This window comes from Rhizobium sp. CB3171 (assembly GCF_029714265.1).
GTDB lineage: Bacteria > Pseudomonadota > Alphaproteobacteria > Rhizobiales > Rhizobiaceae > Rhizobium.
Genome location: NZ_CP121653.1, coordinates 1,474,908 through 1,497,660 on the forward strand (window position 1 = coordinate 1,474,908; position 22,753 = coordinate 1,497,660).

The following is a 22,753-nucleotide window of genomic DNA, read 5'->3' on the forward strand; positions in this document are numbered from 1 at the left end:
CCGGGCGTAGTTTACGGACGACCACCAAACAGCACGTCGCATCTTGAATGATACGGCGGCAGATAGCCAAGGGAGAAAAATGATGACCGCACATATGACAGCGACACGCAAAGAATGGCTGGCTGCACGGTTGGACCTGCTCGCGGAGGAGAAGGAGCTGACGCGGCGAAGCGACGAATTGGCGCTGCGTCGGCAAGCCCTCCCCTGGGTACGGATCGAAAAGGACTATCGTTTCGAGACGGAGAATGGCAGAGCCTCGCTCGCCGATCTCTTTAAGGGACGCTCGCAGCTCCTCGTCTACCACTTCATGTTCGGTCCCGACTATACGGCCGGCTGCCCATCCTGCTCTTCGATCGCGGATGGATTCAACGGCTTCGTCGTCCATCTCGAAAACCACGATGTCGCCTTCTCGGCGATATCGCGCGCACCACTTGCAAAGCTGCAGGCATTCAAGCAGCGAATGGGGTGGACCTTCCCCTGGGCGTCCTCGTTCGGCAGCGATTTCAATGGCGATTTCAGCGTCTGCTTCACCGAGGACCAGCAGCGCGAGGGCGGCATTGAATATAATTTCAGACGCGAGGCGCCTTCACCTCAACCTCGGCAGGAGCGCGGCAGCGAGAAACCGGTCTCGCAAATGGCGGCCATGACCGGAACCGACGCTGCCACATTTACGCGCGAAAGGCCGGGCCTCAGCGCCTTCGCGCTCGATGACGGCGTCGTCTACCACACCTATTCCAGCTATGCGCGCGGGCTGGATGGCCTCTGGGGCATGTACCAGTGGCTCGATCGTGCCCCCAAGGGACGCAACGAGAATGGGATCTGGTGGCGCCATCATGACCAGTACGGCCGGAGCTGACGTGTCGATGTTTAGTGAACCCACCCCTTCGAAAGACGGCTTTCTCGCCGCCGGCGGGTCTGCCGGTGAGGCTGTCGCCGTTGGCATCTCTCACTGGCTGTCCCTCGCCGCGGCGCCGACATTCGCGATCATGGCGCTGCTGACCGCCGCTGTCGGCGATCAGGATATGATCTGCTCGGCCATGTCGGGGGCTTTACCACTTGGCGGAATGGTCTCGATGTATTTGCTCATGAGCGTCTTCCATTTGACGCCTTGGCTGAGGCTTCTGTCCCGCCAACAAAACGGTGCACGCCGGCCCTGATCCGGCGTGCACCAGACCAAACACCACGAAACCCGATTATTGACCCGTAAAGATTGGATTCAATCTTTTTTGGTAATTCTCCATTAGCAATTCATGTCGGCGGGTGTCCGACTACATGGATTCTGCCGTCGACTGTTGTTTTGCGTGCGGGTTCATATGCGTCTAGCGGCTGTGTCAGCAATCTTTCTCACCTCCTTGATCTTGTCGGCATGCGCCGCCAGCTCCGGTCCGGAAGACATCCCGGTCGCGCCACCGTCGCAGGAGACGACCAATTCCATCACCCGCTCGAGCGGACCTGTGCCGACCGCTGAGGTCGGCAGCACCGCTCCGCAAGTGGTCAAACAGCAGCAGCAACGGCAAGCGCTGACATGGACGGAAACACCTCCGGAGCCGCAGGCGTTCGTGCCAACAGCCAAGACCGACGGCGTGCCCGTTCCCGCGGAAAAACCGGTCGCTCTGCTCATGCCGGTGAACCCAGCGATCAGCGCCGCGCCGCAAACGCGAATGCAAATCTACAGCCGTCGCTTCCGGGACGCCAAGCCCATCAACTTCGGCAGTTCCTCACCCAGAAAACTCGCCGTGCACGGCGTCGACGTTTCACGCTGGCAGGGTGATATCGATTGGGAGAAGTTGCAGGCGCAGGGTGCGAACTTCGTCTATTTGAAGGCGACCGACGGCGGCGATCATCTCGATCCCATGTTCAAGAAGAACTGGCGCAGAGCCAAGGAAGCAGGGCTGAAACGGGGTGCCTATCACTTCTTCTACTGGTGCCGGACTGCCGGCGAGCAAGCCGATTGGTTCATCCGCAACGTACCGAGGGAGGCCGGCGCTCTGCCGCCGGTCATAGACGTCGAGTGGAATGGCGAGTCGAGCTGCAGGAGAAAACCCTCACGCGAGCACGTTCTGGAAAAAATGCAGGTTTTTATGGATAAGCTGGAGCGGTATTACGGCCAACGCCCGATCATCTATACCGCGCCGGATTTCTACCGCGACAACTTGAGGGGCGAATTCACCGACTATCCCTTCTGGCTGCGCTCGGTGGCCGCACATCCCTCCCAGGTCTATCCGGGACGCAAATGGCTCTTCTGGCAATATTCCGGTTCCGGCCTGACGCATGGGGTCGAAGGGCGGATTGACCTCAATGCTTTCCACGGCAGCGAGGAAGAATGGCATAGCTGGTTGGCATCGCGGTCGAATTGAGCCGAGGGCGGATCAGGACTCGACCATAAGCTTTCAGCCTAGTCGCACCCAATCTACGGCCTCGAGCACATAGGGCGCGAACAAGAAATCGCGGATCTCGATGATCCGGTTTTCCGACCAGCCGACCAGGACAAAATGCGCGGGTCTGTCCATCGGGCCAGTGCTGTCAAAGACCAGCATGGCCGGCTGTCCTTCAATGGCGCCGAGGGCGAAGCGCCATCTCGTCTCTTCCGCATAGCGCGTGAAATAGATGCCAATCTTGTCGCGGCCTTCCAGCCGGAGCCGGTTCACCAGATCCAGCTTCACGTCGTCGGCGAGCATGGCGCGGATCGCGTCGAAATCGCCACTGCGAAACAGATCGACGTAAGCGGTGATCTTCCGCCGATCCGGGTCGGATATCAGCGGCAATCGGAGGTCTTCGGGCTCTTGTGCGAGTTGCCGTAACGCCGCTCGCCCGCGTTGGAGCGCCGATTTGGCGGCGGCCGGAGAACACTCGGCAATGCCAGCTATCTCCTCGACCGAATGACCGAGGACATCCTTGAGGATCACCGCGCAGCGCTGAAGCTCAGGCAGCCGTAGAAACGTCTGGAAGCTGATCGCTACGATGTCGGCCTCAGGTATGGGCGCCGCTTCCATGTCTTCGGTGAGCGCAACGACCGTCTTGCGGGACCTGTCGCGCAGGAAATCGAGGCTCGCATTGTGGGCGATGCGAAACAGCCAGCCCTCGAGATTATCCACCTCGGCGCCCTGGGCCCGCGCGTGAAGAGCCTTGACGAGGGCATCCTGCAATACATCCTCGCCGTTGACCGCCGACCCTGTCATGCGCGCGCAGTAGCGATGAAGGCGTGGCCGCAGCGCTCTCAAACGATCTTCGAATTCGTCGGTGCTCATGTGTCGAAACCTACGGCGCTTCCGCGCGCAACTCTATCCCACGCCGAACGGTTGTGCCAACCATTGCGGATGAGGACCAAAATTACTTTGGTTGCTGGCATCGCTCAGTCCTTTTTGCCTGATTTGCGATCTTCACGACCTGTATAAGCGGCCACCATCGTTTCCCCTCGCCCGCGGGACGAGGGGGATGGGCTCAAACTTCCCGGTTGTCGAAAAGGAACATTTGAACGCCCGAGTCATCAGGCGCAAAAAGCTGGCGGTCCGCCCTGGTCGCCTGTCCCTCCGGGCTGGCAAATGCCCTTTCGATCGCCGCGAGGTCGTCGAAATACAGCGTTCCGATCCGATGAATCGTGGAGCCTCCAACCACCGTTGCGATGGGTCCGTCGCTGACCTCGTATTTCCTGAGACCCGGAATTTTCTTGGCGAGGGGCACGTGGACTTCAAAGTAATGCCGGTCAAATTCCTCGATGTTCTTCGGTGTCGGGTAAATAACGACCATCCGAGCCATTGCAGTTCTCCTTAGTTATTTGTTTAACGCAAATTTACTTGTGCACTCATCCTTATCGGCTTTCGCTCAAAACCACCGAGCCTACCGTGGAGTCCAAGCTCGCCAACTCAGCAATCTTTGGAAAATAGGCTTGCATGCGCGGATCGCTGCGCATCGCCTCGACGGCGGCGGAGGTCTCCCACTCGGAATAGATGACGACACTGGCGCCGTCCTTTGCCGCGATCAGCCGGGTCGTCTTCCAGCCATGGAGCGTGCGGATCACTGTGTCGATGTTCTGCTTCAAGAGCGCGATCAGCGCCTCCTGCTGCCCAGGTTTGACCTTCAGCAGATTGATCAAAGTAACGGACTCGTTGGACATGCCCTGTCTCCTTCTGTTTCGGACACAGCAAAGACGACTCCGAGGATGGAAACGGATCGCAGCGAAAAAGATTTTTAAGAAAATCAGCACCGCAGACGTGGTTCGACCGACAATCGGATGCTGCCATCCGCAACGAACTTGTCGACCGCGTATTGCCACACCCTCCTGCCGCTACATCTAAAAGGCGAAATAATCAGTCCGCTCATCCTCGAGCGCTCAAGAAATCCCATGAAATTTTAGGAGAAACAGCCATGGTCGACGAAAAACAGCTCGTCTCTAAAATCACTTGGCGTCTGATGCCCTTTTTGGGGCTCCTGTATCTGGTCGCCTATATCGACCGGCAGAATGTCAGTTTCGCCAAGCTGCAGATGGTCGATGCGCTTGGGATGAGCGAGTATGCCTATGGCCTTGGCGCATCTCTGTTTTTCATCGGTTACTTCATCTTCGAAGTGCCGAGCAATCTGATGCTGGAACGATTTGGCGCCAGCAGATGGTTCGCCAGAATTCTGATCTCCTGGGGCATCGTGACGACGCTGCTCGCCTATACGCAGAATGCGACGATGTTCTACATCCTGCGCTTCCTTCTCGGCGCTTGCGAGGCAGGCTTCTTCCCCGGCGTTCTCTATCTTCTCACGCTCTGGTTTCCGTCCGCCTATCGCGGCACGATGGTCGGGCTGTTCATGATCTTCAGCGCATTCGCCAACGCCGTCGGCGCGCCGCTCGGCGGTATGCTGCTCGATCTCGACGGGCTCTACGATATCGCTGGCTGGCAGTGGGTGTTCATCGCGACTGGTATTCCGGCCATCATCTTGGGCGTGGTGACGATATTCTATCTGGCGGACCGGCCGGAGCAGGCGCACTTTCTCACCGACCAGGAGAAGCGCTGGCTGCAGGATAAGCTTACCTCGGAAAATGCCGGCATGGACAAGAACGCTGATAACGGCTTCAAAGCCCTCGTCGATCCGCGCGTGCTGCTGATGGCGCTCTGCTATATCGCCTTTCCGCTTGCAGCCTATGGCCTCAGCTACTGGCTGCCGACGATCGTGAAAAGCTTCGGCGTCGGCAACACCGAGAACGGTTTCCTGAACATCATTCCATGGATCCTAGTCGCAATCAGCCTCTATGTCGTTCCCGCCATGGCGGCAAAGGCGAAATCGAAGACGCCCTATATCGTCATCCCGGCCTTCGTCGGAGCGCTGTCGCTCCTGCTTTCCGCACTAATCCCGGACCATACGCTGCAGCTCGCGTTTCTGTGCATCGCTGCCGCCGGTATCTTTTCCGGTCAGCCGGTCTTCTGGAGCCTGCCGTCACGGTTCCTGAGGGGCGCCGGCGCCGCGGCGGGCCTTGCGGCCATCAACTCCGTTGGCAATCTCGGCGGCTTCATTGCCCAGAACGTCGTGCCATGGATCAAAGACGCAACGGGAAGCACGATTGCCCCGATGTTCTTCCTGGCCGGATGCCTGGCCATCGGTGGCCTGCTCGTCTTCGTCGTGGAACAGCAGATATCGCGAAAAGAGCGGGTCGCCAGAGAAAGAGAGATCGGGGCCGCAACATCCCCGAAGATCTGATCAACCCATCATCTGTGATTTGGCCGCAAGCACGAAATCGTGCTCGACATCCCAGAAAGCTCCTTGGAAGCCGTATTCTTTTGCGCGTGAAGGATCATTTGTCCGCTTGAACCGGGCAAGCAGGCTCTCCTTCACGCCGAAGACCGCATCGGAATTGATGTAAGGATCATCCGGATCGAAGATGTGTGTCACCAGGGGCTCGAAACCCCTGGCCTTGATGATGTAGTGCAGATGCGCCGGACGGTAGGGATGGCGGCCGAGCTGGCCGAGAAGCTGGCCGACCGGACCGTCGTCGGGGATCGGATAATATTTCGGCTTCACCGCCCGGAACCAGTAACGGCCGTCGGCACCAGTGCGAAAAACGCCGCGCAGATTGAAATCCGGTTGTACGCCCTGCTGCTGGACATCGTAGAAACCTTCATCATTGGCCTGCCAGACATCGATAACAGCGCTTTCGATCGGCCGGCCGTCCGTGTCGAGGATACGGCCGGAAATGAACATGTCCTCGCCCTTCTGATCGAGGCAGATGTTGGCGCCCATCTCCAGCTCTGGCGCGCCATCGATATGGAATGGCCCCAGCACAGTGCTTTCCGAAGCGCCCGATGGCTTGCGGTTGTTGATCGCGTCGACCAGCATCGAGACGCCAAGCACATCGGAGAGCAGGATGAATTCCTGCCGCCACTCATTGCAGATCTGACCGGTGCGGGTGAGGAACAGAATGGCCTGCAGCCATTCTTCCTGTGTCGGCTCGATCTCCTTCACCGCCTCGTGCACTTTGCGGGTGATGACTTCCATCACCTGTTTCAGCCGTTCGTCCTTGGCATTGCGGTTGCGGCCGGTGACGACCTCGACCGAACTCTCTTCGGTGAAGAATCCCTTTTCATGCGCATCCATGTCCATCATCCTCATTGGTCCAAAATCGATGCGAAGACGCGGCGCAGCTCGGCGACCGGATCGTCAGCATGATGTTACTGCGGTCGCCTGCCCTCCCAGGCATCCTGCAACAGGCAGCGAATGGATTGCCGGTCGATCGGCCGCGGGTTCCAATAGGGGTTCTCGGTCGCGATCTGAGCGGCGCGATCGAGATCCGCTTCGCTGAGCCCCAGATCCCTCAGCGCCATCGGGGCGCCCACAGCCCTAGCGAAATCCCAAAGCCCGCCGCCGACCGAGTCGCCGAAAATCGTCGCGGCCGATGCCAGCAGCTCCGGCACCGCGGCCGCGTTGTACGCCGCCGTATGCGGCAGCATGATCGCATGCGTTTCGGCATGCGGCGTGTCGAACGTACCGCCGAGCGTGTGGCAGATCTTGTGATGCAGCGCCATTCCGACCGTGCCGAGCACGGTGCCGCAGAGCCAGGCGCCGTAGAGCGCATCCGCCCGTCTATCGACATCCCCGGGCGATGCGATGATCGCCGGCAGGCCGGTCTTGAAGGCCCGGAGGCCCTCGACGGCCATCAGCGTCGAAATCGGGTTTCGGTCCTGCGCATACAGGGCCTCGATGGCATGCGCCATGGCATTCAGCCCGCTGGTGACGCTCATGCCGACGGGCAGACCGGTGGTGAGCACCGGATCGTAGATCACGACTTCCGGTAGGATGCTTGCATGGCGCACAGTCGTCTTCCGTCCATCCTCGGTCTGGCCGAGGATCGGGGTCACTTCGGAGCCGGCATAGGTGGTCGGGATGACGATCTGCGGCTGGTCGGTGCGAAAAGCGATCGCCTTGCCGAGGCCGGTCGTGGAGCCGCCGCCAAGTGAAACGACGCAATCGCAACCGGTCTGCCGCACGACCTCCATCGCCTTTTCGGTGACATCGACAGGCGTATGCATGACAGCGCCGGCAAAAACGCCCGCCGCAAGTGGCCCGAGACGCGCCGCCAAAGCCTCGGCATCCGCCTTCCGCTGGGGCGTGGAGAGGACGAGCGCGAGCCTGCATCCGAGCTTCTCCACCCACTCTCCGGCAAGCGCGCTTTTGCCTTCGCCGAAGACGATATGGGCGGGACTGCCGCTATAGACGAAATTGCGACTCATGCTTCGGCTCCCTGTTTTGCGCACGCCATGACAAATGTGAATTCGAGCCGCCAGGATGGTGCGCCACCGATGCTCACGCGCTCGAATTCACGGATCAACTCCGGCTTCACGCCGAAAATGGCATCCTCGCCGAGAGGTTGGTCGCTGCCGTCAACGTTCGCAATAGCTATCTAGGTATTAGGCGCATGACTCGGACATGGAGTGTCTAAACGTTCTGGAGCTCCGATCGTCAATTGGCCAATAGGCCTTACCGCCTCCAGCCCGCCCGAAACGGGTTTCATAAGATACATGTGCTGCAACTGGGCGAGGAAAGTGAAATGCTCGAGGGCCTTCACTCTCTTAATGTGCTCCACGCACTGCGCCGGGCCGAAGCTCCAGCAATCCCAAAGCTGGGAAGAAACCACAGCATTCGCTTGCCTCATTTGCACCGTAGGGACGTTGGCATGCGGCAAACATCGGAGCGCCGCCTATGGAAGTCGCTGGTTCCGCCCCAGGATTCGGGCTTCGTGGCCTGAGACATCTGGATCCGTTGAGCTCCTTAGCTCCTTTAAAAATAATGGAAATCGACAGGGACGGTTTCCACTTACCGTTTGACGACGCTGCCATATATTTATGAAAATGAATGCTCGGCGAACGATAGCGCAGTGTTTGAAGCTTTGGCGACGAATGCCGCCAATCCTCGCCTTGATGCTGGCTCTGGCATCAGCGTTCGGCCTAACCGCCTCACCGACATTCGGAGCAGAGCGCATTGCTATTGTCCTCAAGGTGAACGGCGCCATCGGCCCGGCGACATCGGACTATATACGGCGCGGCCTTCAACGTGCAAGCGCCGATGGCGCGAACCTGGTCGTCCTGCAGATCGATACGCCCGGCGGTCTCGACACATCGATGCGAGACATTATCAGGGCGATCCTTGCCTCGCCTGTGCCTGTGGCGGGATTCGTGGCGCCAAGTGGCGCCCGGGCCGCCAGCGCCGGTACCTATATTCTCTATGCAAGCCATATCGCGGCGATGGCGCCGGGCACCAATATCGGCGCGGCCACTCCGATCGCCATCGGCGGCAGCCCTTTTGGCGGTACGGAGCCCGATAAGGACACTCCGAAAAAGCCGGATAGCACACAGGGACAAGTCCCCCGCAGCGCCAGCGAAGCGAAAGCGATCAACGATGCCGTCGCCTATATTCGCGGGCTGGCTGAACTGCGCAATCGCAACGTCGATTGGGCGGAACGGGCCGTGCGAGAGGCCGCGAGCCTTTCTTCAACCGCCGCCGTTCACGAGCATGTCGTCGATTTCACGGCGAACACCATCGAAGACCTTTTAACTCAGTCGCAGGGACGCACGGTTCGTGTTGGCCAGACGGATATCCGTCTCGATACCGCCGGCCTTACCCTTCGCGAATTCGAACCGGACTGGCGCACACGCCTTCTTTCCGTGATTACCGATCCTAACATCGCGCTCATCCTGATGATGGTCGGCATCTACGGCATCATCTTCGAATTTCTCACCCCTGGAACATTTGTCCCCGGCACGATCGGCGGCATATGCCTGCTGCTCGGTCTCTACGCCCTGGCATTGTTGCCGGTGAGCTATGCCGGCGTCGGATTGATCATCATGGGCGTGGGCCTCACCGTTGCCGAAGCGCATTCGCCCTCCTTTGGCGCCCTTGGCATGGGCGGTGGAATTGCACTCGTGCTCGGGGCGGCCATTCTGTTCGATACGGATATTCCAGGCTTTGAAGTGTCCTGGGGCGTACTAGGCGGTATCGCCGTCGCAGCCTTTGCATTCAGCCTCGTCGTCGCCCGCCTCGCGATCCTCTCCCGCTGGCGCAAAGTCGGCACCGGCACGGAACAGATGATCGGCATCCCGGGCAAAGTCGACAGTTGGACGGGCACCGCAGGCTACGTCATCGCCCATGGCGAGCGCTGGAAGGCAGTGTCCTCGGAGCCACTTGCCACCGGTGACGCCGTTACAGTGACCGGCCGCAACGGCCTGACGCTCGAGGTGATCCGCAGCACTTAGAAAAGCGGCAGCTCCGGAAAGCAGGAGGAAAAATCATGGGCATGTTTGCAGATCTCGCCTTCTATCTTGTGGTCATCCTGATCTTGCTGCTCGTCGTTGCGTCCGCGATCAAAATATTGCGGGAATACGAGCGCGGGGTGGTTTTCACGCTCGGCCGCTTCACCGGCGTCAAGGGACCCGGCCTGTTCCTGCTCGTCCCCTATGTCCAGCAGATGATGCGAGTCGACCTGCGCACAAGGGTGCTCGACGTGCCCGGCCAGGATGTCATTTCGCATGACAACGTCTCGGTCCGCGTCAGCGCCGTGATCTATTTCCGGGTCATCGATCCAGAGAGATCGACGATCCAGGTCGAGGACTTCATGATGGCGACAAGCCAGCTCGCCCAGACGACGCTACGCTCGGTGCTCGGCAAGCACGACCTCGATGAGATGCTGGCGGAGCGCGACAAGCTCAACAGCGACATTCAGGAGATCCTCGATGCCCAGACTGATGCCTGGGGCATCAAGGTCGCCAATGTCGAGATCAAACATGTCGATATCAACGAAACCATGATCCGCGCAATCGCCCGCCAGGCGGAGGCGGAACGCGAGCGGCGTGCCAAGATCATCAATGCCGAAGGCGAGCAGCAGGCGGCGGCGAAGCTGCTCGAAGCAGCCGAGGTTTTGGCCAAGCAACCGGAGGCCATGCAGCTTCGCTACTTGAGCACGCTGAATGTCATCGCCGGCGAAAAGACGTCGACGATCCTGTTTCCCTTCCCGATGGAATTAGCCAATCTGCTGCCACCCAAGACGAACAACCCACAGCAGTAACACGGCCCAATCCGGCGCCCGCTATTGCTTGGCGCGAGCCTGCATCTTCCGCGGCGCAAGGAAATTCTCCATCGCCTCGAAGGAGAAGGCCGATATCGGCAGCCTCGTGCCGCCCTCCATCGCGAGATCGGCAAGAATTTCTCCGACGACGCTGGTGAATTTGAAGCCATGGCCGGAACAGGGTGAGGCGACGACGACATTCGGCTCGCCGGGCATGAGATCGATCAGGAAATCCTCGCTCGGCAGCATCGTGTAGCGGCAGGTGATGGCATTGACGCGAAAGCCCGCGGCGGCTGGCAGGCGCTTTGCGATGAAGTTATCCAGGAGCGCCTTGTCCCTGTCATTGACGGGCGGGTTCGGCTGGTTCGGATCGATCGGCTCCATGAAATGCGCATGGCGGCCAATCTTGACGCCGTCGACGCCGATTGCCGGGAAGCCGAAATAGGAACCGTCCTCCCCCTCGTCGCGGAGGAAGGCGGGCATGCGATGCGGCTGCGTCACGAAGCCGTCGCGCGGTTGATACCAGGCAACGACCTGGCGGATCGGATTGGCATACTCCCTCAACTGCGGCACCAGTTCGGCGATCCATGAACCGGTCGAGACGATCACCCGTCTGGCGCGATAGCGGCCTACATCAGATGAAATCGTCACGCCGGCATCATCGGGCTCGATTGCCGTCACCTTCTCGCCGAAATGCAGGACCGCGCCATCCTCGGCCGCGAGCTTCAGATAGCCCATGACAGCCGCTTCCGGACGGAGATAGCCACCTTGCGGATCGAGCACCGCAACTTCGTCTTCGTCCAACGCAAAGGCCGGAAAACGCGTCGCCATCGCCTTCCGATCCAGTTCCTCGTGGGGTAGCTGATGCAGCTCGCAGGAAGCCAGGGTGCCGCTGACGATCTTGCTATCCGGCTTGCCGATCTGCAGGACACCGGTGATCGTCAGGATGTCGGTGCGCAGCCGCGCTTCCAGCGCCCGCCAGTTCTCATAGGCGCGCCGCAGCAACGGCACATAGGACGGGTCCTCGAAATAGCCGAGGCGGATCAGCCGGCTGTCGCCATGCGACGAACCCAAGGCATGGGCGGGAAAGTGAGCGTCGATGCCGATCGCCTTGACGCCACGCGCCGAGAGAAAGGAAATTGCCGCGCTTCCCATGGCGCCGAGGCCGATGACGGCGACGTCGAACTGAGCGGTCATAAAGCCATCCTATTTGGCAAAATCGGGCGGCAGCGTCTCGCGAACGAGGTTTCGCAAGGCTTCCATATCGCCGCTCAAGGGCCGGTCGTCGCCATAATGCGGAATACGGTCGCGCACCATCTGGTAGATCACGTCCGTGCCAGCGGCACGGCCTCCCGCGGCACTGAGGAAGTCATGCGCCTGCGCCGCCGCCATCAATTCTATCGCCAGGATATATTCGGCATTGTCGATCACCGCGAGCAGCTTGTTTGCCGCCGCTGTCGGATGCGCCAGGAAATCCTCCTGCAGGCCGGAGGTCAGGCCGCCGTCGGTGCTGGCGGGTGCCGCCAGCCGGCGGTTCTCATTGGCTAGCGCTGCAGCCGTATATTGCGCGATCATGAAACCGGAATTGCTGCCGGCGTCGCTGGCGAGGAAGGGCGGCAGACCGCTGACGAGCGGATTGACCAGCCGATCCGTGCGCCGCTCGCTCATCGCCGCAAGCTGGGCAAGCGCGATCGCGAGGCTGTCGGAGGCCTGTCCGAGTGCCGGAGCAACCGCATGCGCCTCCGACGAGACTATCGGATTCTCCGGCGTGCCGGAAACCGCCGGATTATCGGTGACGGAAGCAAGCTCTTGGTCGACAACATCTGCGGAATTGTCGAAGACGTCGCGTGCCGCGCCATGGGCATGCGGAATGGCGCGCAGGCTGAGAGCATCCTGCGTACGCCGGCCCAAAGCCGCTGCAATCAGGCCGCTACCTTGCAAGCGGGCGCGCAGCGATGCGCCGACCGTGACGATGCCCTTGGAGGGGCGCAACGCCAACACGGCTTCGTCGAATGCCGCCACCTGACAACCTGCGGCCTCCAGCGTCAGCGCCGCGACGGCATCGGCCCAGGCGAGCAGGCGCTCGGCGCGCGCCAATGCCACGCTGGAAAGGCCAGTGGCGCAGGCCGTGCCGTTGACGAGGCTCAGTCCTTCCTTGGCGCCGAGCACGAGCGGTTCAAGACCGATCGCCGCCAATGCCTCACGACCGGACATGGCTTTACCGGCGACCTTGGCACTGCCCTCCCCGATCAGCACCAGCGCTGTATGGGCATTGTGCGTCAGATACCCGGCCGAACCTTTCGAGGGCACGTCGGGAATGCAATCCTTTTCGAGAAAGGCCGCGAGATGACTGACGATCTCCAGCCGCACGCCGGAATGGCCATGGGCGAAATTGGCAATCTGCGCGGCGATAATGGCGCGCACCTCACGCGGCGCCAACAGCTCGCCGACGCCGCAGGCGTGGCTGAGGATGATATTGCGCGACAGGCGGCTTTGCGATTCACGGTCGACCACCGTATCCGACAGCGCGCCGACGCCGGTATTGACGCCATAGGCGCGCACGCCGGTCTCGACGATGCGTTCGACAATCCGGCTCGCATAGACGATGCGCTCCCGGACGGCGGGCGCAAGCGAGAGAGGCGCGCCCTCCGCCACGCTGGCGATATCCCGCCAGCCGAGCACCGTTCGAAGCGTAATCGTCATGTCGGGGTTCCGAAATGTCCGATGAACTGGCGGAAGGCCGGCGAGGCGCCGCTGCCGAACATTTCCTGCGGCGGGCCGCTGCTTTCGATCAGGCCCTCGCGCATGAAGACGACGCGGTTGGAGACGTTGCGGGCAAAGCTCATCTCGTGCGTGACGACGAGCATGGTCATGCCCTCTTCCGCCAGGGAACGCATGACGCGCAGCACTTCGCCAACCAGCTCGGGATCGAGCGCCGAGGTCGGCTCGTCGAACAGCATGACCTTCGGCTTCATGGCGAGCGAGCGGGCGATCGCCGCGCGCTGCTGCTGGCCGCCGGAGAGGAGCGCCGGATAGGCATGACGCTTGTCGGCGATGCCGACCTTTTCCAACAACGCTTCAGCTTCGGCGATGCACTCGGCCCGCGGCCGCTTCAGCACATGCACCGGCCCCTCAATGACGTTCTGCAGGATCGTCATGTGGGACCAGAGATTGAAGGACTGGAACACCATGCCTAGCTCGGAGCGGATATGATCCACTTGTTTCTGGCTCGCCGGCTTGGTTTTGCCGCCCTTGTGCACCATGCGGATCTGCTCGCCATCGACCCAGATTTCGCCGTCGGTGGCGGTCTCCAAAAGATTGATGCAGCGCAGGAAGGTGGATTTGCCCGAGCCGGAGGCGCCAAGCAGCGAGATGACGTCGCCATCCTGTGCATCGAGGGAAATGCCGCGCAGAACCTCGTGCGTGCCGAAGCTCTTGCGGATATTACGGACCGAAAGTCGGGTGACGCCGGGCATGATCTCTCCAATCCAGATCTAGGCCAGTTGCCTCACGCCTTCAGCGCCGCCGGAACGGCGCGACGATGGCGGGACAGACGATATTCCAGCAGGCCGAGCGCCTGCAGAATGATGAAATTCAAGATGAGGTAGATAGCCGCCGCGCAGAGGAAGACCTCCATCGTGCGGTAGGTATGCGAGATCAGTCGCTGGGCAACGCCGGTCACTTCCCAGACTGTGACGAGACTTGCGAGCGCCGTCGACTTCATCATCAGTACGATTTCGGTCGAATAGGCAGGCAACGCGTGGCGGAAGGCGATCGGCGCCAGGACGCGCCGCACCAGCAGGAAGCCGGACATGCCGATCGAACGCGCCGCCTCGATTTCACGCGGCGAGACTGCACGAATGCCGCCCCGGAAGATCTCCGCCGTATAACCGGCGGTGCAGAGCGCCAGCGACAGCACGGCACAGACGAAAGGCTCGCGCAGCAGCGGCCAGAGGGGCCCGTAACGGATGAAGCCGAACTGGGCGAGCCCGTAAAAGATGAGGAACATCTGGATGAGCAGCGGCGAGCCGCGGAAGATGAAGATGTAGCCCTTAGCGATGGCGGTGAAGATCGGATTGCCGCCGACCCGCATCCAGACGATCAGGATAGCGAGGACGCCGCCGATGGCGATCGACAAGAAAAACAGCGCCAGCGTCGTCGGCAGAGCTTCGAGCAGGGTGAGCATGGTCTGTCCGAGAAAAGCGAAATCCATGATCGATCCTCAGGCCTGGCCCATTGCGGAGGGCATGCTGCGATTGGCGCGCCGTTCGGCGCCGTTGAAGATACGATCCGACAGGCTCGTCAAAATGAGATAGAGCGCGCCGCCCACGATGAAGAACAGGAAATATTGCCGCGTCGAACCGGCGGCGACCTGGCTGGTGCGCATCAGCTCGGCAAGGCCGGTGACCGAAATCAGCGCCGAATCCTTGAGGCTCAACTGCCAGACATTGCCCATGCCGGGAATAGCGTAGCGCAGCACTTGCGGCATGATGATGCGCCGAAATCTCAAGCCTTTATGCATCCCGATCGCCGAGGCGGCTTCAAGCTCGCCCTTGGAAATAGCGAGATAGGCGCCGCGGAACACTTCCGCCTGATAGGCGCCGGAGATGATGCCGACGGCGAGCGCACCGGCAGCAAAGGACGGCATCCCCAGAAACCCTTCATAGCCGAGGGATTTGCCGATGCTGGTTATGGCGCTCGAGCCGCCGAAATAGATAAGATAGATGATGAGCAGTTCCGGCACGCCGCGGAAAACGGTTGTATAGACGTTTCCAAGCGTCTTCAGGATGAGATTGCCGGAAAGCTTCGCCGCCGCGATGATGGCGCCGAAGACAGCGCCGATCGCCAATGCGACCGCGGTAACGCATAGCGTCATCAGCGCCCCGAGCAGAAGCAGAGCGCCCCATCCGGTCGAGCCGAAACCGATCAATTGCAATATCGCCATCTCGTTCGTTCCCCGTACCGAGCGGTCTGTTTTCTTGATTAGCCAAACATAACATGCGGGAAGCGGCATTGAAGCCGAGAGCCGGCGCCTCCGTCATCCGGAAGCGCCGGCGAACGATCATTCCTGCGGAGAGACGTCCGTCTTGAACCACTTCATGGAGAGGTTCTTCACAGTGCCGTCGGCAAGTGCCGACTTGATTGCCGCGCTGAACATGTCGCGCAGGTCCGTGTCGGACTTGCGGACGCCGAGGCCTTCGCCGACGCCCCAGATCGGGCCGGCGACTTGCGGGCCGGTGAAGGCGAGTGCGCCGTTGGCGGCATCGAAAGCGGTCTGGAAATAGACGGCATCGTCGAAGCCGAGATCGATTCGGCCGTTCTGCAGATCGAGGTCACGGTCGGCGCCGGTCTTGTATTCGCGGATCGTCGCGACGTCGCCGAAATTGTCGTAGATGAACTTGGCGTAAACGGTAGCGGCTTGAATGCCGATGGTCTTGCCCTTAAAGGCCGCCTTCAGCGCGTCGATCTCCTTAACGCCGGTCTGGCCGGGCGTCATCTTGACGGTTGCGCCGGTGCCGGCAGCATTGGCCAGCGGGCTGTCCTTTGCGGTCGCGAAAGCGGCCGGTGTCGCGGCATAGGGAACGGTGAAGTCGATGACCTGCTTGCGCTCGTCGGTGATCGATAGCGCATCCATGATCACATCGAACTTGCCGGCGTTCAAAGCCGGTATCATGCCGTCCCAATCGGAGGCCACGAGCTTGCATTCAACCTTCGCCCGCTCGCACAGCACCTTGGCCAGCTCCGGTTCGAAGCCGCCGAGCGTGCCGTCGGAGTTGGTCAGGTTCCACGGCGCATAAGCGCCTTCGAGCGTGATGGTAACGGTCTTCCAGTCCTTTGCCTGGGCCGCAGGGCCGGAGAGAACGGTGAGCGCCAGAGCGCTGGAAAGAAGGGCATGTCTAATCTTCATCGATGTTCTCCTCTTGAGATCGAAATAGCCAATTTCTTTTTACGCCAGTCTTCGCCGGCTTGCCGGTCGCGGACCTCATTTGCTGGTCACATCGATCGGATGGTTGTATAGGGTACCATATGTGATATTTTGTGTTATGCAAGTGCCAAGTCGATTTACAATGCGAATTTCGCGACTGCACAAGGATTAGGCAATGAAACGCGCTACCGATCGGAAACGTGAGCTGGCCGAAAACGACTCCGGTCCGCTTTACGCCGGCGTCAAGCAGATGATCCTGGATCGAATCCACAGCGGCGAATGGCCGCCGAAGCATCGCGTACCCTCTGAAAACGAGCTGGTCGTCGAACTAGGCGTCAGCAAGATGACTGCCAACCGGGCGCTGCGGGAGCTTGCCAATGAAGGCGAACTCGTTCGCATCCAGGGCGTGGGCTCCTTCGTCGCCGAGCGCAAAGGGTATTCGGCATTATTCGAGGTGCGCAACATAGCCGATGAGATCGCCGAGCGCGGCCATGTCCACGAGGCCTCCGTCGTCGTTTTGGCCCGGGAAACCGCCTCTCCCGAGGTTGCGGACGCGCTGGAGCTGGAGATCGGGGCGGCGGTTTTTCACTCGCTGATCGTCCACAGCGAAAATGGCGTTCCGGTGCAGATTGAGGACCGTTTCGTCCACCCGGAAGCAGCGCCCGAATATCTCGATCAGGATTTCACGACGCTGACGCCGAATGCCTATCTGACGGCTGCCGCCCCGCTCAGCGGTTCAGAACACATCGTCGAGGCCGCGATGCCGCAACCCTGGGAATGCAAGCTCCTGACCGTCCTGAAAACCGAGCCGTGCCTGGCGATCCGCCGGCGCACTTGGTCAGCGCGACAAGTGGTCTCCATCGCCCGCCTCGTCTATCCCGGACACCGGTACCGGCTCGAAGCACGCAGCGGCAAGATGTTCGAGGAATAAAAATGCCGATCAACTTGTATATGGAAGATCATGCGCTTATGCGATGAGTGGGTTCGAGAACGCACTCAGCCACCGCCCCGCCTCTCCCTGCTCTTCACGGCCGGATCCGGCAGCACCGTGCCGAACACGTGATCCCAGAAAAGCGACGAGACACCATAATTCCCCTCGTCGGTAGAGGCATGATGCTGCGCGTGCCAGCGCTTGGCGCGGTAGAGATAGGTGCCGTGCGGAATCCGCCAGTGATGCATGGCGTGATGCATCGTGCCATACGTGAGATAGCCAAGCGTCATGCCGACGGTGAAGCCTGACGCCACGCCGAAGCCGAAAGCCCACCACGATGGCAACAACACGCCCGCGGCCATGAAAGACAGGCTTAGCCAGATCGGCGTGTCGATCAGCTCGGTCGGCGCGTGGTGATGTTGGATGTGCATATCGCGCACATAAACGACGTGATGCAGCACGAAGCGGTGGATAAGATACTCGACCAGCGTCCATGCGGCTGAGCCGATCACGATCGCGGCGAGCCAGATCAAAGGCCGGCCATCATAGCCCCAAGCAAAATAGGCAGCGATCAGTCCGGCAGTGATGATCGGGTAGACGACAAAATCCGTATAATAAGCGATCGCATTTGGTTTTCGCGAGAGAGAGCGCCTCATGTGGCTTGCTCGCTGCATTGACTGCGAAGATTCGTCATAAGATTCTTCTTCATTCTCTACAGGCAGAAACGATTCACGTGCCTCTGTCGCCGTTTGATTGAGAACGCGCAAAGAAGCGAAAGCACTTTAATATCTGCATATGAGCGGGATTCGCCCTCATGTGCAGGCCGCTTCAAGGCCGAGACAGAGCGGCCAGCCCATGGCTAAACCGCATTCCACTCCTCGCAAGAAGCCGGGCGCTGAAACCCGCTTACCGCGAAGCAGCATAGAAGCATGCCGAACAAGATGTGTCTTAAAAAAATGACAGGCAAGTGACGCACCGCCGAGGTCTGGCGATATAGGCGACATCATATAACGAAAGAGCGACCAACACGATTGGGCGGCGTGTTGGTCGCTCTGCGTAGCGACGGGTGCTTCCGGTTGGGGGGCCTTTTCGCACCCGCCGCAGCGGTTGTTCAATCATCCGGATCTGTTACGTCGTCCGATGGCGCCGGTGTCGATGCTTCCAACGCATCGCGAACCTGATCTATCTTTCCGACGGCGGGGCCGACACCCAGGACATCCTTGGCCTCCGCCAGCGTTCTATCTGTCACGACGCCATTTTTCGAAGCCTGAGCAAGCGCCGAACGAAGCGCGTCGTCACTGAGGGCTGGGTCTGTCGGTATAGCATTGGTTCCGTACTGCATTTCGAATTCGGCATAGTCCCTGACATAGGCCGCGATTGCTGCGAATTTCGGATCCTTGGAATTCATGTAGGCATGATAATTCCGCTTGAGGGAATTGAGGCTACCAAGCTCCGCCGCCTGCGTTTTGACCTTGGTCACGTTATGTTTCTCAAGCTTCTGATTGGCAACAGCCGACTTCGAGACGTGAGGCGCATGCTTGACGTGGCCCACATTGGTATCCACATCCCCATCCGTGTCGCTTGAATCCGCGTCATCGGACTTAGCATGACTCGAATTGGCGCTGCCGTGGCTCCCGCTATTGCCATTACCGCCGCCGTTTCCATGGCCGCCGCCGTTGCCGTTTCCGTTTCCGCCCTTGGCATACGCGAGGCTTGTGAGACCCACAACGGCGCCACCGGCCGGAACAACGGCGAGCGTCACGGCGACAATGGTCGTTCCGAAGACTGATCCGAATTTCATATGCTTCTTCCTTTCATTCCAAACGTGCGCCCTTCCGGTGCTACGCAACGGTGATGAGGGACGAGGGACGAGCAACCACGCCGCTCGCCCCACGCAACCGCGACGCGGGACGAGCAACGAGCAACCGCGTTGATCGCCACAATATTGCTAGAAAAGAAAGTTTCTACATGGGTCAGACCAATGCCATCGGTGATCGGACCTTAGCCTGATCGCCGATATGGCCGAAAGTCTCATCGATTCAACGGGGCTCGGGGGACGTCAATTCCGAAACTTGCCGGTGAGATGAATTTTCGCCATTTGACGCGCTGCCCGGCTACGATAGGTATGCCGTATTGGGTGGTTATCGCTGAAAGTAGCCAGACATGCAGACGAGCCTTAAATCAATGCTGTCGCCGGTTCGTTTACTCGCGAGCTGGAATTCTCAATCGCTGGCAAAACAATTTCTGCTGATCGGCGGTTTCGTTTCCGCCTGCGCGCTGCTTCTCGTCGGCGCTTTCGTCACCAACCTTATCGAGGAGGCTGTCACGCGCAACTCCGCCGCCAGCACCGCTCTCTATGTCGACAGCGTCATTGCGCCTTTGCTCCCCGATATGCAGACGACGGAGGTTCTGGACGATACGGTGACTCACGCTCTCGACGAAACACTCGGCGAGGGTGCGCTTGGCAGTCGCCTCATGTCCTTTCGCCTGTGGCGTAACGACGGCACCATCCTTTATTCGAACGACAAAAACCTCATGGGCAAACAGTTCCCGCTCAGCAATGACCTGAAAACGGCATTTGCCGGCACGATGGTGGCGCAGTTCAACCAGCTTGATGACGTCGAAAGTGTCGCCGAGCGCAACAGTGGCAAGCCGCTTCTGGAGATCTACAATCCGGTCCTCCAGCCCTGGTCGGGCAAAGTCGTGGCCGTTTCCGAATTTTATGAGGTGGCGTACGATTTCGAGCGCAGCCTGAACCAGGCGCGTTTCAGAAGCTGGGTGGCTGTCGCCCTGTTCACGCTGACGTTCTTTCTCATTCTTTCCGTTATCGTCCTTCGCGGAAGCCGAACGATCGAAAGCCAGCGCAGCGCCTTGAAAGCACGCATCGGCGAGCTATCGACGCTTCTACAGCAGAACGAGATTTTGCACGCCCGGGTTCAAAGAGCCTCACAACGCGCCGCTTCCCTCAATGAAAGCTACCTCAGGCGCATCGGTGCCGATTTGCATGATGGCCCTGCCCAACTCGTTGCCTATGCATCCCTGAGATTGGATAGCGAGGCCCTGATCAATCCACGCACTCCGGCACGTGAGCGAGAGCGATCGCTTGCCGCAATTAAGTCGAGCCTGGACGATGCGATGGCAGATATTAGAAGCATCTGCAGCGGGCTGGTGCTGCCGCATATCGAATCGGCAAACCTGCCCGAACTATTGCAGCGTGCCGTGCGCTCCCATGAGCAACGAACCGGCATTGCGGTCGGCTTATCCATTTCCGGCACGACGCAAGAGCTTTCGACATCCACCAAGATATGTATATACCGCTTCGTTCAAGAAGCGCTGAATAATGGCTATCGCCATGGTAAGGGCGCAGCACAGCAAGTAAAACAAACAATCGACGGCGGGCAGATCACAATAGCAGTATCGGATGAGGGACCCGGCTTCGATCCGGCCTATATACCGCCAAGCAGTATCGGTTTGGCAGGCCTGAGAGAGCGGGTAGAAAGCCTCGGAGGCACTTTCGAATTAAAGTCTTCCGAAAGTGGCACCGTGGTTCAAATGTCGCTGAACGCAATGGAAATGGAGCAGATATGACGACGGCAATCAGTCTGGCGGTGATCGATGATCATCCGCTGTTCCGGGAAGGGGTCATTCGCAGCCTTGGCGAGATCGACGGCTTTGCGATCGTTGGCGAAGGCAGCACGAAGGAAGATGCGATCCGAATATCCGAGAACGAACGTCCAGACGTTTTGTTGTTGGATATCTCCATGCCTGGCGGGGGCCTGAACGCACTTCCGCTGATCCTCGAGCGGGTGCCGGGTCAGAAGATCGTGATGCTGACGGTTTCTGAAGCAAACGACGATGTGACGACGGCTCTCAAGAGCGGGGCGAAGGGATATGTGCTGAAGGGGGTAGGATCGAGAGCGCTGGCTGACATCCTCCGCACCGTGGCTTCGGGAGAAAGCTATGTCGCCCCCACTCTTTCCGCTCGCCTGATCTCCGGCGACGGCAACGCCTCCTCGAAAAAAGCGGATCTCCTGCGCGACTTGACAGGCCGGGAAAGCGAGGTCCTTCAGCTCGTTGCGGAAGGATTGAGCAATAAGCATATCGGGCTGAAGCTAGATCTCCACGAAAAGACGGTGAAGCATCATATGACCCAGATTTTCGCCAAATTGGGTGTTGCAAACCGAACGGAGGCTGCGATGGCCTTTCGCGATGCGCTTGAAAGCCGGGGTTAGTGAAGGAAGGACTTCAGTCTCCGCTGATCGGCTGCGGTCGCGCTACGATTGATGATGGTGCGACCCTTCGAATCCTTCATGACATAGCGTCCATTTTCTATTTCTTCGCTCATGCCGTCGTCGTGGCGCACCGTCATCGATGCGTCATCATCGGTTGAGTCGTCCGCGTCGGTTTGGGTCGAGGTAGCGCTTTTTCCGTTGGCTTTGCCATTGCCGTTTCCACCGGCATTTCCATTGCTGCCGCCGTTGCCGCTATTACCGCCGCCGTTACCATTGCCGCCGCCGTTGCCGTTACCCCCGCCGTTGCCGCCGCCATTACCATTGCCGCCGCCGTTACCATTGCCTCCGCTTTTTGCATCCGCGGTTTGCGCGACAAGCCCGATGGAGGATCCACGAATCTCGACGGTGTAAGGCGTTGCCACAAGCACAAGCGTAAAGGAAACACCGAGAAAAACGGCGATCGACTTTCCGCGTAAAGACATAGCTGGCCTCCCACACGTTCATGAACGCACACTGCGCGAAAAAGATCGTGCAGTCACCAAATTGAAAACAGCCTTCCGCCACGACATCACATCGTTTTTGCGGACGGAGCCGTCAACCTTTGTCTCGGCAAAAACGCCAATCTCGGACTTCTGCAATTTCGACTAAGACCTTGGTCCCAGCTTGCTATCGGACAAAGGTCGGAAGGGAGGCTGGACTGAAGCCTGAATGGGGAACAGCGCGATTGAAAGGGTGCCCGCCCTGCGCTTACTACTGCTTGGAAAGATAGTGACCACACTGACGAAGGGGTGGGGATGAATGTCTTTCGTCACGCTCTGCGGCAGATGGGAAAGGGGCCATCTGTCTGGGGCACGCTCGACAACTCATTTGTTTTGATCGCAGTCGCAGATGCGGCGCGGAGCACGCATGGCGCCCGGACGGGCGCCAGCACAGAAATTCCCGACGGCTTTTCCGGTTTATATCGAAGGGACCGGGTGCGAAAGGCATCAAAATGACAACACAGTGGAAGACGTACCTGGATCAGACGAAACCGCCCGGCGCCATTGTTGATTTCTCAGCCGCTGCTTTCGTCCTCCAGGTCGCGATCAATCTCCGATTCGCCCTGAACTTTGTCGAAGCGACTCCTG

Annotated in this window: 23 protein-coding genes; 9 read left to right on the plus strand and 14 right to left on the minus strand. The window is 59.8% G+C overall.

Annotated features, from left to right (window positions below):
- The first annotated feature begins 82 nt into the window (after positions 1-82).
- The 3 genes from QA648_RS26160 (at position 83) to QA648_RS26170 (ending at position 2,357) form a co-directional block, all read left to right on the plus strand.
- On the plus strand, positions 83-856 hold the full coding sequence (locus tag QA648_RS26160; RefSeq protein WP_104826468.1) for a thioredoxin family protein: 774 nt from the start codon (positions 83-85) through the stop codon (positions 854-856).
- Positions 834-1,157, plus strand: a complete 324-nt coding sequence (locus QA648_RS26165; protein ID WP_283051559.1) for a hypothetical protein — start codon at positions 834-836, stop codon at positions 1,155-1,157. Before QA648_RS26160 ends, QA648_RS26165 begins: the two co-directional genes overlap by 23 nt.
- Positions 1,158-1,313: 156 nt before the next feature.
- Positions 1,314-2,357, plus strand: a complete 1,044-nt coding sequence (locus tag QA648_RS26170) for a GH25 family lysozyme (protein ID WP_104826467.1) — start codon at positions 1,314-1,316, stop codon at positions 2,355-2,357.
- Between the two features lie 33 nt (positions 2,358-2,390).
- Here the strand turns inward: QA648_RS26170 and QA648_RS26175 are convergent, their stop codons facing one another.
- The 3 genes from QA648_RS26175 to QA648_RS26185 all read right to left on the minus strand — a co-directional run bounded on the left by QA648_RS26175 (position 2,391) and on the right by QA648_RS26185 (position 4,114).
- A complete protein-coding gene (locus QA648_RS26175) occupies positions 2,391-3,248 on the minus strand; it encodes a sigma-70 family RNA polymerase sigma factor (RefSeq protein WP_260304919.1) in 858 nt (285 codons plus the stop codon).
- Between the two features lie 193 nt (positions 3,249-3,441).
- Positions 3,442-3,756 (minus strand): EthD family reductase, encoded by a 315-nt coding sequence (locus QA648_RS26180; RefSeq protein WP_104826465.1) that lies wholly within the window; start codon positions 3,754-3,756, stop codon positions 3,442-3,444.
- Positions 3,757-3,808: 52 nt separating this feature from the next.
- Positions 3,809-4,114: an antibiotic biosynthesis monooxygenase family protein gene (locus tag QA648_RS26185; protein WP_283051562.1), complete on the minus strand. Its 306-nt coding sequence runs from the start codon at positions 4,112-4,114 to the stop codon at positions 3,809-3,811.
- Positions 4,115-4,365: 251 nt separating this feature from the next.
- On the opposite strand from QA648_RS26185, the gene QA648_RS26190 reads away from it, so the two are divergent.
- Positions 4,366-5,682, plus strand: a complete 1,317-nt coding sequence (locus tag QA648_RS26190) for an MFS transporter (protein WP_283051564.1) — start codon at positions 4,366-4,368, stop codon at positions 5,680-5,682.
- Here QA648_RS26190 and QA648_RS26195 read toward each other — a convergent pair whose 3' ends face one another.
- Together QA648_RS26195 and QA648_RS26200 are read right to left on the minus strand one after the other, a co-directional pair.
- The gene (locus QA648_RS26195; protein ID WP_283051567.1) at positions 5,683-6,576 is read right to left on the minus strand and encodes an intradiol ring-cleavage dioxygenase; all 894 of its coding nucleotides are present in this window, start codon (positions 6,574-6,576) and stop codon (positions 5,683-5,685) included.
- Between the two features lie 74 nt (positions 6,577-6,650).
- On the minus strand, positions 6,651-7,709 hold the full coding sequence (locus QA648_RS26200) for a maleylacetate reductase (RefSeq protein ID WP_283051568.1): 1,059 nt from the start codon (positions 7,707-7,709) through the stop codon (positions 6,651-6,653).
- Positions 7,710-8,375: 666 nt separating this feature from the next.
- On the opposite strand from QA648_RS26200, the gene QA648_RS26205 reads away from it, so the two are divergent.
- Both QA648_RS26205 and QA648_RS26210 read left to right on the plus strand, forming a co-directional pair.
- Positions 8,376-9,728, plus strand: coding sequence for a nodulation protein NfeD (locus QA648_RS26205; RefSeq protein WP_283051570.1), 1,353 nt, complete (start codon positions 8,376-8,378; stop codon positions 9,726-9,728).
- Positions 9,729-9,763: 35 nt separating this feature from the next.
- Positions 9,764-10,537, plus strand: coding sequence for a slipin family protein (locus QA648_RS26210; protein ID WP_283051572.1), 774 nt, complete (start codon positions 9,764-9,766; stop codon positions 10,535-10,537).
- 21 nt (positions 10,538-10,558) lie between these two features.
- Here QA648_RS26210 and solA read toward each other — a convergent pair whose 3' ends face one another.
- From solA to QA648_RS26240, 6 genes are all read right to left on the minus strand, one after another.
- Complete coding sequence (gene solA / locus QA648_RS26215; RefSeq protein WP_283051574.1) at positions 10,559-11,734, minus strand: N-methyl-L-tryptophan oxidase; 1,176 nt, start codon at positions 11,732-11,734, stop codon at positions 10,559-10,561.
- Positions 11,735-11,743: 9 nt separating this feature from the next.
- Entirely contained in the window at positions 11,744-13,240 is a 1,497-nt protein-coding gene (gene hutH, locus QA648_RS26220; protein ID WP_283051576.1) for a histidine ammonia-lyase, read from the minus strand.
- Positions 13,237-14,013: an ATP-binding cassette domain-containing protein gene (locus QA648_RS26225; RefSeq protein ID WP_120707645.1), complete on the minus strand. Its 777-nt coding sequence runs from the start codon at positions 14,011-14,013 to the stop codon at positions 13,237-13,239. Before QA648_RS26225 ends, hutH begins: the two co-directional genes overlap by 4 nt.
- A 32-nt stretch (positions 14,014-14,045) precedes the next feature.
- The gene (locus tag QA648_RS26230; RefSeq protein WP_104826453.1) at positions 14,046-14,750 is read right to left on the minus strand and encodes an ABC transporter permease subunit; all 705 of its coding nucleotides are present in this window, start codon (positions 14,748-14,750) and stop codon (positions 14,046-14,048) included.
- Positions 14,751-14,759: 9 nt separating this feature from the next.
- Entirely contained in the window at positions 14,760-15,482 is a 723-nt protein-coding gene (locus tag QA648_RS26235) for an ABC transporter permease subunit (RefSeq protein ID WP_260304892.1), read from the minus strand.
- A gap of 117 nt (positions 15,483-15,599) precedes the next feature.
- The gene (locus QA648_RS26240) at positions 15,600-16,445 is read right to left on the minus strand and encodes a transporter substrate-binding domain-containing protein (protein ID WP_283051581.1); all 846 of its coding nucleotides are present in this window, start codon (positions 16,443-16,445) and stop codon (positions 15,600-15,602) included.
- Positions 16,446-16,638: 193 nt separating this feature from the next.
- Here QA648_RS26240 and hutC point away from each other — a divergent pair, with 193 nt between their 5' ends.
- Positions 16,639-17,394: a histidine utilization repressor gene (gene hutC / locus QA648_RS26245; protein WP_283051583.1), complete on the plus strand. Its 756-nt coding sequence runs from the start codon at positions 16,639-16,641 to the stop codon at positions 17,392-17,394.
- Between the two features lie 65 nt (positions 17,395-17,459).
- Here the strand turns inward: hutC and QA648_RS26250 are convergent, their stop codons facing one another.
- Together QA648_RS26250 and QA648_RS26255 are read right to left on the minus strand one after the other, a co-directional pair.
- On the minus strand, positions 17,460-18,050 hold the full coding sequence (locus tag QA648_RS26250) for a sterol desaturase family protein (RefSeq protein WP_283051585.1): 591 nt from the start codon (positions 18,048-18,050) through the stop codon (positions 17,460-17,462).
- A gap of 455 nt (positions 18,051-18,505) precedes the next feature.
- A complete protein-coding gene (locus tag QA648_RS26255) occupies positions 18,506-19,195 on the minus strand; it encodes a hypothetical protein (RefSeq protein WP_283051587.1) in 690 nt (229 codons plus the stop codon).
- A gap of 362 nt (positions 19,196-19,557) precedes the next feature.
- Between QA648_RS26255 and QA648_RS26260 the strand changes: the two genes are divergently transcribed.
- Positions 19,558-20,982: a sensor histidine kinase gene (locus tag QA648_RS26260; RefSeq protein WP_283051589.1), complete on the plus strand. Its 1,425-nt coding sequence runs from the start codon at positions 19,558-19,560 to the stop codon at positions 20,980-20,982.
- Positions 20,979-21,626, plus strand: coding sequence for a response regulator transcription factor (locus QA648_RS26265; RefSeq protein ID WP_283051590.1), 648 nt, complete (start codon positions 20,979-20,981; stop codon positions 21,624-21,626). Before QA648_RS26260 ends, QA648_RS26265 begins: the two co-directional genes overlap by 4 nt.
- On the opposite strand, the gene QA648_RS26270 is transcribed toward QA648_RS26265, so the two are convergent.
- Entirely contained in the window at positions 21,623-22,108 is a 486-nt protein-coding gene (locus QA648_RS26270) for a hypothetical protein (protein ID WP_283051591.1), read from the minus strand. The two genes, QA648_RS26265 and QA648_RS26270, sit on opposite strands and share 4 nt — an antisense overlap.
- Positions 22,109-22,753: the final 645 nt, after the last annotated feature.

Coding starts and splice junctions, on each gene's coding strand:
- QA648_RS26200 (WP_283051568.1), bottom strand. CDS start 7,709: ATGAGTCGCAATTTCGTCTATAGCGGCAGTCCCGCCCATATCGTCTTC.
- QA648_RS26250 (WP_283051585.1), bottom strand. CDS start 18,050: ATGAGGCGCTCTCTCTCGCGAAAACCAAATGCGATCGCTTATTATACG.
- QA648_RS26265 (WP_283051590.1), top strand. CDS start 20,979: ATGACGACGGCAATCAGTCTGGCGGTGATCGATGATCATCCGCTGTTC.
- hutC (WP_283051583.1), top strand. CDS start 16,639: ATGAAACGCGCTACCGATCGGAAACGTGAGCTGGCCGAAAACGACTCC.
- QA648_RS26195 (WP_283051567.1), bottom strand. CDS start 6,576: ATGGATGCGCATGAAAAGGGATTCTTCACCGAAGAGAGTTCGGTCGAG.
- hutH (WP_283051576.1), bottom strand. CDS start 13,240: ATGACGATTACGCTTCGAACGGTGCTCGGCTGGCGGGATATCGCCAGC.
- QA648_RS26165 (WP_283051559.1), top strand. CDS start 834: ATGACCAGTACGGCCGGAGCTGACGTGTCGATGTTTAGTGAACCCACC.
- QA648_RS26240 (WP_283051581.1), bottom strand. CDS start 16,445: ATGAAGATTAGACATGCCCTTCTTTCCAGCGCTCTGGCGCTCACCGTT.
- QA648_RS26225 (WP_120707645.1), bottom strand. CDS start 14,013: ATGCCCGGCGTCACCCGACTTTCGGTCCGTAATATCCGCAAGAGCTTC.
- QA648_RS26185 (WP_283051562.1), bottom strand. CDS start 4,114: ATGTCCAACGAGTCCGTTACTTTGATCAATCTGCTGAAGGTCAAACCT.
- QA648_RS26170 (WP_104826467.1), top strand. CDS start 1,314: ATGCGTCTAGCGGCTGTGTCAGCAATCTTTCTCACCTCCTTGATCTTG.
- QA648_RS26235 (WP_260304892.1), bottom strand. CDS start 15,482: ATGGCGATATTGCAATTGATCGGTTTCGGCTCGACCGGATGGGGCGCT.
- solA (WP_283051574.1), bottom strand. CDS start 11,734: ATGACCGCTCAGTTCGACGTCGCCGTCATCGGCCTCGGCGCCATGGGA.
- QA648_RS26190 (WP_283051564.1), top strand. CDS start 4,366: ATGGTCGACGAAAAACAGCTCGTCTCTAAAATCACTTGGCGTCTGATG.
- QA648_RS26180 (WP_104826465.1), bottom strand. CDS start 3,756: ATGGCTCGGATGGTCGTTATTTACCCGACACCGAAGAACATCGAGGAA.
- QA648_RS26205 (WP_283051570.1), top strand. CDS start 8,376: ATGCCGCCAATCCTCGCCTTGATGCTGGCTCTGGCATCAGCGTTCGGC.
- QA648_RS26270 (WP_283051591.1), bottom strand. CDS start 22,108: ATGTCTTTACGCGGAAAGTCGATCGCCGTTTTTCTCGGTGTTTCCTTT.
- QA648_RS26160 (WP_104826468.1), top strand. CDS start 83: ATGACCGCACATATGACAGCGACACGCAAAGAATGGCTGGCTGCACGG.
- QA648_RS26260 (WP_283051589.1), top strand. CDS start 19,558: ATGCAGACGAGCCTTAAATCAATGCTGTCGCCGGTTCGTTTACTCGCG.
- QA648_RS26255 (WP_283051587.1), bottom strand. CDS start 19,195: ATGAAATTCGGATCAGTCTTCGGAACGACCATTGTCGCCGTGACGCTC.
- QA648_RS26175 (WP_260304919.1), bottom strand. CDS start 3,248: ATGAGCACCGACGAATTCGAAGATCGTTTGAGAGCGCTGCGGCCACGC.
- QA648_RS26230 (WP_104826453.1), bottom strand. CDS start 14,750: ATGGATTTCGCTTTTCTCGGACAGACCATGCTCACCCTGCTCGAAGCT.
- QA648_RS26210 (WP_283051572.1), top strand. CDS start 9,764: ATGGGCATGTTTGCAGATCTCGCCTTCTATCTTGTGGTCATCCTGATC.